This window comes from Plantibacter sp. CFBP 13570 (assembly GCF_014841395.1).
In the GTDB taxonomy this organism is placed as follows: domain Bacteria; phylum Actinomycetota; class Actinomycetes; order Actinomycetales; family Microbacteriaceae; genus Plantibacter; species Plantibacter auratus.
On sequence record NZ_JACYTW010000088.1, the window covers coordinates 1 to 10,395 of the forward strand.

Genomic DNA, 10,395 nt, shown 5'->3' on the forward strand with positions numbered 1-10,395 from the left:
AGGCGCCGCAGGGCTGGCGGCCGGAGCCGGGGCGACCGCGGCCATCACCGCCGCCGTCAGCGCCTCGGCGAGTGCCACGGGCGTCACGACGGTCTACCCGTTCAACGGGGCCCACCAGAGCGGGATCACGACGCCGGCGCAGGACCGCCTGCACTTCGCCGCGTACGACGTGTCGGCTGGGACCACCCGGGAGGAGCTCATCGAGCTGCTCCAGGACTGGAGTGTCGCCGCGGCACGCATGACGCAAGGCCAGGAGGTCTCCGACGGCGGCGCCGTGGACGGCTCGCCGCTCGCTCCCCCGGTCGACACCGGAGAGGCGCTCGGACTGCCCGCCAGCGGGCTCACGATCACCTTCGGGTTCGGCCCCACGCTCTTCACCGCCGAGGACGGCACGGACCGGTTCGGCATCGCCGACCGGCGCCCGGCCGAGTTGGAGAAGCTCCCCCGCTTCACGGGCGACAACCTGCAGGCGGGCCTGACCGGCGGCGACCTCTGCATCCAGGCGTGCGCCGACGACCCGCAGGTCGCCGTGCACGCGATCCGCAATCTGAGCCGTATCGCGTTCGGACGCGCCTCCATCCGCTGGTCGCAGCTCGGCTTCGGTCGTACCTCCTCGACCTCCACCAGCCAGGTCACCCCGCGCAACCTGTTCGGCTTCAAAGACGGCACCGCGAACGTCAAGTCCGAGGAGACCAAGACGGTCGAGGAGCAGGTCTGGGTTCAGGACGGAGACAGCGCCGCCTGGCTGAGCGGTGGTTCCTACCTCGTGGTCCGGAAGATCCGCATGATCATCGAGACCTGGGACCGCGCGCAGCTCCAGGAGCAGGAGCGCGTCATCGGTCGGAGCAAGGGCGAGGGCGCACCGCTGTCGGGCGGCAAGGAGTTCACTGAGCCCGACTTCGACGCGGTCGGCGCAACGGATCAGCCGCTCATCGACAAGCACTCGCACGTGCGCCTGGCGCACCCGACCCAGCTCAAGGGCACGAAGCTCCTGCGACGCGGATACAACTTCGTCGACGGCAACGACGACCTCGGGCGGTTGAACGCCGGACTGTTCTTCATGTCGTACCAGCGATCGCCGAAGCAGTTCATCGACGTGCAGCGCGCGCTGGCCACCGATGCGCTCAACGAGTACATCAAGCACGTCGGGTCGGCGATCTTCGCGGTGCCGCCGGGCGCGAGCAAGGACGGCTGGGTCGGCGAGACGCTCTTCGCGTACGACCTGCCCGGTCGCTGAGCCCCGGTCACTGAGCCCTCCCTGCCCGGTCACTGAGCCTGTCGAAGTGCTACTTGACCGTCACCGTGTAGAGGATGCTGTCCGCCGAGGCGACGAGCTTCACGTCGTAGGCCGTCGTCGACATCGTCACGATCGAACCGTCTCCGTTCGCGATCTCCGCGTCGACCGTGAAGCCCGCCGCGACGAGCGCGTCCTTCGCTGCGGTGGCCGCGTCGGTCGCCTGGACCGTGACGACGAAGGTGTCCTTGCCGTCGACCGTTCCACGTCCGCCGTTGACCGTGCCGTCGACCACCGGGACCGCGTCGACGGGGTATCCGTCCGGCAGCCCCTCGTCGAGGTTCACGTCGAAGTCGCCACCGGTGGCGTCGCGGATGCCCTGCTCGACGGAGTCCTTGACGGTGGACTCGATGACGCTGCACCCGGCGAGCGTCGGAGCGAGGACGAGGGCGGCCAGCAGGGCGAGGGAGGCGGGTCGGCGCATGCCCATGAGCTTAACGATCCGATGCCCGGTCTTCCTGAGAGGACCGGGCATCGGGTTGGAGCGGCTGCTGCCTACTCGGACTGCTTCTTGAGACGCGAGTAGCTGCGCTGGCGGGCCTGAGCGTCGAGCTCGACCTTGCGGATGCGCACGTGCTCGGGCGTGACCTCGACGCACTCGTCCTCGCGGGCGAACTCGAGGCTCTCCTCGAGCGTGAGGACGCGCGGCGGCGTCATCGACTCGAAGTTGTCGGCCGAAGACTGACGCATGTTGGTCAGCTTCTTCTCCTTGGTGATGTTGACGTCCATGTCGTCGTTGCGCGAGTTCTCACCGATGACCATGCCCTCGTAGACCTCTTCGGTCGGCTGCACGAAGAACGACATGCGCTCCTGCAGCGCGATGATCGCGAACGGCGTGACCACGCCGGAGCGGTCGGCGACGATCGAGCCGTTGTTGCGCGTCGTGATCGCGCCGGCCCACTCGCCGTATCCGTGTGCCAACGCGTTGGCGATACCCGTACCGCGCGTGGCGGTGAGGAACTCGGAGCGGAAACCGATGAGGCCGCGCGACGGGACGATGAACTCCATGCGGACCCAGCCGGTGCCGTGGTTCGCCATGTTCTCCATGCGGCCCTTGCGAGCGGCGAGGAGCTGGGTGATCGCGCCGAGGTGCTCCTCGGGAGCGTCGATGGTCAGGTGCTCGTACGGCTCGTGGACCTTGCCATCGATACGCTTCGTGACCACCTGCGGCTTGCCGACGGTGAGCTCGTAGCCTTCGCGACGCATCTGCTCGACGAGGATGGCGAGCGCGAGCTCTCCACGGCCCTGGACCTCCCACGCGTCGGGTCGACCGATGTCGAGGACCTTGAGCGAGACGTTACCGATGAGCTCGCGGTCGAGGCGGTCCTTGACCATGCGCGCGGTGAGCTTGTGGCCCTTGACCTTGCCCATGAGCGGCGAGGTGTTGGTACCGATGGTCATCGAGATGGCCGGGTCGTCGACCGTGATGGCCGGCAGCGCGCGGACGTCCTCGGGGTCGGCCAGGGTGTCGCCGATCATGATGTCGGCGAAACCGGCGACGGCGACGATGTCGCCGGGGCCGGCGCTCTCGGCCGGGTAGCGGTCGAGGGCCTTCGTGATCATGAGCTCGGTGACGCGGACGTTGTGGACGTCGCCGTCGTGGCGGACCCAGGCGACCGTCTGGCCCTTCTTCAGCGTGCCGTTGAAGATGCGCAGGAGCGCGAGGCGACCGAGGAACGGCGAGGCGTCGAGGTTCGTGACGTGCGCCTGGAGCGGGTGCTCGTCGTCGTACTGCGGAGCCGGGATGTGCTCGAGGATGGCTGCGAACAGCGGCTCGAGGTCCTCGCTGTCGGGCAGTTCGCCGTTGGCGGGCTTGTTGGACGACGCGCGGCCGGCCTTACCGGAGGCGTAGACGACCGGGACGTCGAGGACGGCGTCGAGGTCGAGGTCGGGGACGTCGTCGACCATGTCGCTGGCGAGACCGATGAGGAGGTCCTGGCTCTCGACGACGACCTCGTCGATGCGCGCGTCGGGGCGGTCGGTCTTGTTGACCAGGAGGATGACCGGCAGCTTGGCCTCGAGCGCCTTGCGGAGCACGAACCGGGTCTGCGGCAGGGGGCCCTCGGACGCGTCGACGAGGAGGACGACGCCGTCGACCATGGACAGGCCGCGCTCGACCTCTCCACCGAAGTCGGCGTGGCCCGGGGTGTCGATGACGTTGATCGTGATCGGGCCGTCGGTGGCGTGTTCGCCCTTGTACGAGATCGCCGTGTTCTTGGCGAGGATGGTGATGCCCTTTTCGCGCTCGAGCTCATTCGAGTCCATGGCGCGTTCTTCGAGGTGGGCGTGTTCGGCGAAAGAGTTGGTCTGTCGCAGCATGGCGTCGACGAGGGTCGTCTTGCCGTGGTCAACGTGGGCCACGATCGCGACATTGCGCAGATCGGAACGAGTGGCGAGCGCCATAAAAGGGTGGCTTCCTTCAAGTGGATGGGATTCGGGCACGATGGTGCCGACGGACCATCATACCGCAGGAGTCCTGGCCGGGGGCTGAACGGCGACGGGCACCGGCGGTTTCCCGCCGATGCCCGTCGTCCTCAGGGTTCAGGAGGAACCCGTCGTGTCGCTTACTTCTTCCAGCCCACGTTCTTCCAGTCGATGGTCTCGAACTGGGTCGGCCCGTAGTTCACGAGGCCGGTCTTGACGCCGTAGGTGTACGGCACCGGGAACAGCGGGAGCGTGGTCGCGAGGGCGACGATCTTCTTGTCGATCTCCTTCGCGATCTCGAGGCGCTTGTCGGGGTCGAGCTCCGCGTTGGCGCTCGCCCAGAGGTCACCGAGGGAGTCGTCGGTGACGCCGGGGAAGTTCTGCCCGGAGTCGGCCGGGTAGAAGATCGACTCGGTGCTGGAGATCGGGAAGGCGGTGCCCTGCCACGCGAAGCTCACGGCGTCGAAGTCGCGGGTCTCGGTGGTGACGTACTTCGTGAAGAAGTCATCCGAGGGGACGGTGTCGATCTGGAGGTCGAAGCCCGACTCCTTGACCATGGCCTGCACCTGCTGCGACGTCTCGGCGGAGACCGGGTTGTCGGAGTCGATGACGTAGCGGACGGTCAGCTTCTGGCCGTCCTTCTCGCGGATGCCGTCGCTGCCTTCCTTCCAACCGGCGTCCTCGAGCTGCTTCTTGGCCGCGTCGATGTCGTAGCCGAGCACCTTGGAGGCGTCGTCCTCGTAGCCGTCCTGGCCCGGGAGGAAGATGAGGTTGTTCAGCAGGTCGGTCGGTGCGTCGATCGCTGCGAGGCGGGCCTCGGCGATGGTCTGACGGTTGATCGACTTGGCGAACGCCTGCCGGACCTCGGGGTCGCTCAGGACCTCGGACGTGCCGTTCAGCGTGATGTGGTTGTAGGTGGTGCCGCGCGAACGCTGGATCTCGGCGTCGCTGCGCTTCTGAGCCGTCTGGTAGTTGTCGGCGTTGGAACCCACGCTGAAGACGTCGATCTCACTGTTGGAGAACGCCTGGGCGAGCCCGGCGCGGGAGATCTGCTTGAAGATGATGTTGTCGAGCTTCGGCTTGTCGCCCCACCACTTCGGGTTGGGCGCGAAGGTGACGACGGCACCGGTCTGGTCGATCTTGCTGACGATGTACGGGCCACCCGACACGTAGGTCGTGCCGTCTGCCGCGTACGGTCCGGTCGCCCAGAGGGTGTTGAACGACTCCGGCGTCGCGCCGAGCCACTTCGGCCAGATGTTGCCGAGGATGGACGGCCAGTCGGCGTTCTTGTTCTTGAACGTGATGAGGACGTCCTGCGGGCTGTCGCCGGCGGTGACGGACTCGATGTCCTTCCACACGTTCGTGGACGTGGGTGCGTACGCCTCGTTCACGCCGTTCAGGGACTGCCACGTCGCAGCGACGTCGTCGACGCTGATCGCGGTGCCGTCGGACCACACGGCGTCGGGGTTGATCTTGATCTCGACGACCTGCGGGTCCTCGCTCTTCAGCTCGACCGAGGTCGCGTAGTCGGGGTTCGCCTCCCAGGAGCCGTCTTCCTTGATCTTGACGAACGACGGGGTGTACAGGTTCGTGAGGAACTGGTCGTCGACCGTACCGGCGTCGAGGTTGTTGAGGTTCCAGTTGGCCGGGATCGTGTCGACCGCGAGGTTGAGTGTGCCGCCCTGGGCGATCTGGTCGGCGTCGGCGCGCTCCCAGCCGGTGCCGGACAGCTCGGCGGGCTTCGACGTCGAGCCGCCACCGCCTGAACCGCCTCCGGTGCAAGCCGTCAATGCGAGGGCGACGATCGAGACGCCGGCGAGGATCATCCCGCCGCGCCGCTTCGATCCCTGTGTTCTGGAACTCATCGAGATCCACCTTTCGTGACGTGTAACTGCGCAACGCCGCACCGATGCGGAGCGGAAGGCGCGCAGGCCAATGTGCACCATCTTGCACCCGCTCCGGGGATCCCCCACAAGTGGGCACGAATTGTTACCGTTTCGATTTATCGGCAACACGTGCCGGAAACATACGTTTCGTTTCCTGGGAACACGCGTCGTTTTCTGATTCCCGACACTTGGGGGTTACAGTGTCTCCACCCCACGAGGGGAGCACAGCTGACGGGACGACGCGGTCCCGCACAACGACTTCGCAAGGCTGGTACATGATCGGGTTCATTGCACGGCGGTTGGTCAACTACCTGTTCCTCTCCGCCATCGCCACCATGCTGGGTTACGTGCTCGTGAGCATGACGCTCCAGCCCTCGGCCCGGTTCCTCGGGAAGAACCCGCCCATTCCGCAGTCCTCGATCGATGCGGCGCTCGACAAGATGGGCGTCAACCCGAAGGTGCCGCTGCTCGAACGCCTCTGGGACTGGGTCACCCAGCTCGTGACCACCGGGTCCCTCGGCGTCAGCACCCGCGGCACCCAGGTCACGGCCGACATCTTCGAGCGCTCGGGCACGAGCCTCCGACTCCTCGTCATCGGCACCATCCTGGGCGCGGTCATCGGCGTCGCCCTCGGCGTCTGGGGCGCCGTCCGGCAGTACCGGGCCAGCGACCAGATCATCACCTACGCCTCGTTCACGATCCTCGCGATGCCCGTCTTCGTCATCGGCGTCGTGCTCATGATCCTCGCGACGTCGCTCAACCAGGCGGTCGGCACGAACGTCATCAACTTCACCGGCGAGTACACCGCTGGCCTACAGGGCGGGTTCTGGACACAGTTCGGCGACCGGGCGATGCATCTGCTGCTGCCCACCATCACCCTCACCGTCGGCGCCGTCGCCTCGTACTCGCGGTACCAGCGCAGCGCCATGCTCGACGTGATGAGCGCCGACTACATCCGGACCGCCCGCTCGAAGGGCCGGACCCGCGGCTCCGCGATCATCCGACACGGCGTCCGCGTCGCGCTCATCCCGATGTCGACGTTCTTCGCCTACTCGTTCGGACTCATCCTCACCGGCGCGAGTGTGACGGAGAACGTCTTCAGCTGGCACGGCATGGGCGAGTACCTCCTCACGAGCGTCTCGAACTCGGACATCAACGCCGCCGCCGGAACGATCCTCTTCACCTCCATCCTCGTCCTGATCGCCGGAACCCTCTCCGACGTGATCTATGCGGCGCTCGACCCGAGAGTGCGGGTGTAACGACATGGCACTGACCGACCCATCGACCCTCACCGTCGGCGAACCCGAGACGATGCGGGATGCACCAAAGCGGCCGCAGTCCCGCGGACGCACGATCCTCCGGAAGGTGCTCGCCACGAAGCGCGCCCGCATCGGTGGAGGCGTCCTCCTCTTCATCATCCTCTGGGCCTTCATCGGCCCGCTGCTCTCCCCCTGGTCCTTCACCGACCAGGACGGCCTCGCCTTCAGCCAGCCGCCCTCGCTGTCGCACTGGTTCGGCACGAACAACATCGGCCAGGACGTGTACGCGCAGACCCTCGTCGGTCTGCAGAAGTCCATCGTCATCGGCCTGATCGTCGGCCCGGGGGCGGCGATCATCGCCGGACTCGTCGGGGCCATCGCCGGTTACGTCGGCGGTGTCTGGGACAAGGCGATCGTCTGGCTCATCGACCTGCTCCTCGTCATCCCCGGCTTCTTCCTCCTCGTGCTCCTCAGCCCGGCGTTCAAGTCGCTCTCCTGGCTCGCCCTCGTCGTCTTCCTCGTCCTGTTCGGCTGGATGGTGCTCGCCCGCGTCATCCGCGGGCAGACGATGTCGCTCCGCGAACGCGAGTACGTCAAGGCCGCGCGCTTCATGGGCGTCCCCGGGTTCACGATCATCCGTCGGCACATCATCCCGAACGTCGCGAGCCTCCTCATCATCGACGCGACGCTCGGCATCGGCGCGGCGATCCTGTCGGAGACGACGCTGAGCTTCTTCGGCTTCGGCGTCCAGGCACCCGACGTCTCGCTCGGCACTCTCCTCGCCGCCGGTGCGAGCGCCGCCGTGACGCGGCCCTGGCTGTTCGTCTTCCCCGCAGCGATCCTCGTCATCACCGTGCTCGCCTCGAGCCTCCTCGGCGACGCCCTCCGCGACGCCATCGACCCGACCTCAGGAGCCAACCGTGACTGACCCCCAGGCGACCGCGCCGCTCCTCAAGGTCGACGACCTCAGCGTCACCTTCCCCAACGCCGGCACGCCGGTGCACGCCGTCCGCGGTGTCTCCTACGAGGTGCGGCGAGGCGAGTTCCTCGGCATCGTCGGCGAGTCGGGCTCCGGTAAGAGCGTCTCCTCGATGGCCGTCATGGGGCTGCTCCCGACCAATGCGCAGGTGAGCGGCAGCATCCGCTACGACGGCGTCGAGCTGCTCGGCCAGTCTGACAAGGAACTGTCGAAGATCCGCGGGCGCGACATCGCCATGATCTTCCAGGATCCGCTCTCGGCCCTCACGCCCGTCTACACGATCGGTCAGCAGATCGCCGAGGGCCTCCGTCTCCACGACTCCGCGCTCTCGCAGCGCGCCGCCGAGACCCGGGCCGTCGAACTCCTGAAGATCGTCGGCATCCCGAACGCGGAGCGGCGTGCCAAGTCGTTCCCGCACGAGTTCTCCGGTGGCATGCGTCAGCGGGCCATGATCGCGATCGCCATCGCCAACGACCCGCAGCTGATCATCGCCGACGAGCCGACCACCGCGCTCGACGTCACCATCCAGGCGCAGATCCTCGAGGTGCTCCAGAAGGCGAAGGACATCACTGGCGCCGCCGTGGTGCTCATCACGCATGACCTCGGTGTCGTCGCCGGCAACGCCGACCGGGTGGCCGTGATGTACGCGGGTCGGATCGTCGAGACGGCACCCGTCGTCCCATTGTTCCGCGAACCCCTCATGCCGTACACGATCGGTCTGCTGCGCTCCATGCCGAACATGGCCGCGAACCAGCAGGAGCGACTCGTCCCGCTCGAGGGACGCCCACCGCTGTTGACGACCGTGCCGACCGGCTGCCCCTTCGCCCCGCGATGCCCGATCGCCGTGGCCGCCTGCCTCGAGGGTGAACCGGCGCTGCTCCCCGTCCTCGACGGTCCCGTCGAGGACCCGACGACCTCGGTCAACCACACCGCGGCGTGCATCCGCGCCGGCGAGATCGCCGACGGGTCGCTGCGCCGCCCGGAGATCTTCCCTCGGCCGGACGAGGTACCGGAGGAGCTCGTCGCCGAGGTCGCTCCGGAGACCGTCCTCGACGTCCGCGACCTGACCCGCGCCTTCCCGCTCACGAAGGGCGTCGTGTTCCGTCGCAACATCGGCACCGTCCGCGCGGTCGACGGGGTCTCGTTCAGCGTCCAGCGCGGACGCACCCTCGGCCTCGTCGGGGAGTCCGGCTGCGGGAAGACGACGACGATCATGGAGATCCTCGAACTCGCCAGGACGCAGGGCGGCAGCATCCACGTGAACGGGGTCGACACCGCGACGCTGTCGAAGCCCGACCGCCGGAAGCTGCGCAGCGACATCCAGGTGGTGTTCCAGGACCCGATGGCCTCGCTCGATCCGCGCATGACGATCGAGGACATCATCGGCGAACCGTTGACCGTCCACGGGGTCTCCCCGACCGAGATCCGCTCCCGCGTCGGTGCCATGCTCGAACTCGTCGGCCTGGAACCGTCCTTCGCCGGCCGGTACCCGCACGAGTTCTCGGGTGGCCAGCGACAGCGCATCGGCATCGCCCGGGCGCTCGTCGTCGAACCGAAGATCCTCGTGCTCGACGAGCCGGTCTCCGCGCTCGACGTCTCCGTCCAGGCCGGCGTCATCAACCTGCTCGAAGACCTCAAGCAGCGGCTCGGACTCTCGTACCTGTTCGTCGCCCACGACCTCGCCGTCGTCCGGCACATCGCCGACGACGTGGCGGTCATGTACCTCGGGCGCATCGTCGAGTACGGACCCAGTGCCACGATCTTCGACGACCCGAAGCACCCGTACACGCAGGCGCTCCTCTCCGCGGTGCCGGTCCCGGACCCCGAGATCGAACGCAGCCGGCAGCGCATCCTGCTGAACGGCGACCTCCCCTCCCCCAGCGACGACCGGGTCGGCTGCAGTTTCCGGAGCCGCTGCCCGCTGTTCCAGCTGCTGCCGGCGGAGAAGCAGGCGGTCTGCGAACGCGACGATCCGCGAGAGCGCCCCGTCGACGGACGGCTCGTGGCGTGTCACCATGCGGAGAGCGACCGGCTCGTCACCGCCTGATCGAGCCGTGCGGCCCCGCGGGTCGGCGGCCTGGAAGGATGGTGGACGTGAACGAAGCGACGAACGCCGGCAATCGGACCACTCTGCGGAGCACGAGCGGCTTCTGGATCCTCGGGGTCACCGCCCTGCTCATGGTCTTCTTCATCATCGACGCCGTCGGCCGCGGGGCCTGGAACTTCGCGGTCCAGGCGCTCCCGTGGGAGCTCCTCGTCGTGTGGCTGGTCTACCTCGTCCTCGTCCGCCCCTGCATCGTCATCGAGCCGTCACAGCTGACCATCGTGAACGTGGGGCGTCTCCACGACATCCCGTGGTCGCGCATGGAGGAGGCGACCAGCCGCTACCAGCTCACGGTGCTCCTCCGCGACGGTCGGAAGATCACGAGCTGGGGCGCGCCGAGCGCCGGTCTCGACCGCCCGTCGATGATCGGCGGACGCGCCGGACGACGCGGGGTCGACCACCAGGACCGCGCGGCGGGTGTCCGCCGACCCGGCCGCGCCGGCAACGAG

7 protein-coding genes and 1 pseudogene are annotated in these 10,395 nt (G+C 67.7%); 5 read left to right on the top strand and 3 right to left on the bottom strand.

What is annotated here, in order from left to right; all coding sequences use genetic code 11:
• A partial coding sequence (gene efeB, locus IFT89_RS18445) for an iron uptake transporter deferrochelatase/peroxidase subunit (protein WP_202939681.1) occupies nucleotides 1–1,237 on the top strand: 1,237 nt, incomplete at its 5' end.
• 49 nt (nucleotides 1,238–1,286) lie between these two features.
• Here the strand turns inward: efeB and IFT89_RS18450 are convergent.
• From IFT89_RS18450 to IFT89_RS18460, 3 genes are all read right to left on the bottom strand, one after another.
• Nucleotides 1,287–1,718, bottom strand: coding sequence for a hypothetical protein (locus IFT89_RS18450; RefSeq protein WP_192005231.1), 432 nt, complete (start codon nucleotides 1,716–1,718; stop codon nucleotides 1,287–1,289).
• Nucleotides 1,719–1,789: 71 nt separating this feature from the next.
• Nucleotides 1,790–3,697 (bottom strand): translational GTPase TypA, encoded by a 1,908-nt coding sequence (gene typA / locus IFT89_RS18455; protein WP_056007297.1) that lies wholly within the window; start codon nucleotides 3,695–3,697, stop codon nucleotides 1,790–1,792.
• Between the two features lie 161 nt (nucleotides 3,698–3,858).
• On the bottom strand, nucleotides 3,859–5,583 hold the full coding sequence (locus tag IFT89_RS18460; protein ID WP_202939682.1) for an ABC transporter family substrate-binding protein: 1,725 nt from the start codon (nucleotides 5,581–5,583) through the stop codon (nucleotides 3,859–3,861).
• Nucleotides 5,584–5,879: 296 nt separating this feature from the next.
• On the opposite strand from IFT89_RS18460, the gene IFT89_RS18465 reads away from it, so the two are divergent.
• The 4 genes and pseudogenes from IFT89_RS18465 to IFT89_RS18480 all read left to right on the top strand — a co-directional run.
• Nucleotides 5,880–6,863, top strand: coding sequence for an ABC transporter permease (locus IFT89_RS18465; protein ID WP_079705532.1), 984 nt, complete (start codon nucleotides 5,880–5,882; stop codon nucleotides 6,861–6,863).
• A 4-nt stretch (nucleotides 6,864–6,867) separates the two neighbouring features.
• A complete protein-coding gene (locus tag IFT89_RS18470) occupies nucleotides 6,868–7,791 on the top strand; it encodes an ABC transporter permease (RefSeq protein WP_079705531.1) in 924 nt (307 codons plus the stop codon).
• The gene (locus IFT89_RS18475; RefSeq protein WP_202939683.1) at nucleotides 7,784–9,889 is read left to right on the top strand and encodes an ABC transporter ATP-binding protein; all 2,106 of its coding nucleotides are present in this window, start codon (nucleotides 7,784–7,786) and stop codon (nucleotides 9,887–9,889) included. Before IFT89_RS18470 ends, IFT89_RS18475 begins: the two co-directional genes overlap by 8 nt.
• 47 nt (nucleotides 9,890–9,936) lie before the next feature.
• Nucleotides 9,937–10,395, top strand: a pseudogene (locus IFT89_RS18480) (hypothetical protein); the annotation flags it as partial.

Bases quoted from the DNA above. Each gene is read 5' to 3' on its own strand.
- IFT89_RS18470 (WP_079705531.1), top strand. From the start codon at position 6,868: ATGGCACTGACCGACCCATCGACCCTCACCGTCGGCGAACCCGAGACG.
- typA (WP_056007297.1), bottom strand. From the start codon at position 3,697: ATGGCGCTCGCCACTCGTTCCGATCTGCGCAATGTCGCGATCGTGGCC.
- IFT89_RS18460 (WP_202939682.1), bottom strand. From the start codon at position 5,583: ATGAGTTCCAGAACACAGGGATCGAAGCGGCGCGGCGGGATGATCCTC.
- IFT89_RS18450 (WP_192005231.1), bottom strand. From the start codon at position 1,718: ATGCGCCGACCCGCCTCCCTCGCCCTGCTGGCCGCCCTCGTCCTCGCT.
- IFT89_RS18465 (WP_079705532.1), top strand. From the start codon at position 5,880: ATGATCGGGTTCATTGCACGGCGGTTGGTCAACTACCTGTTCCTCTCC.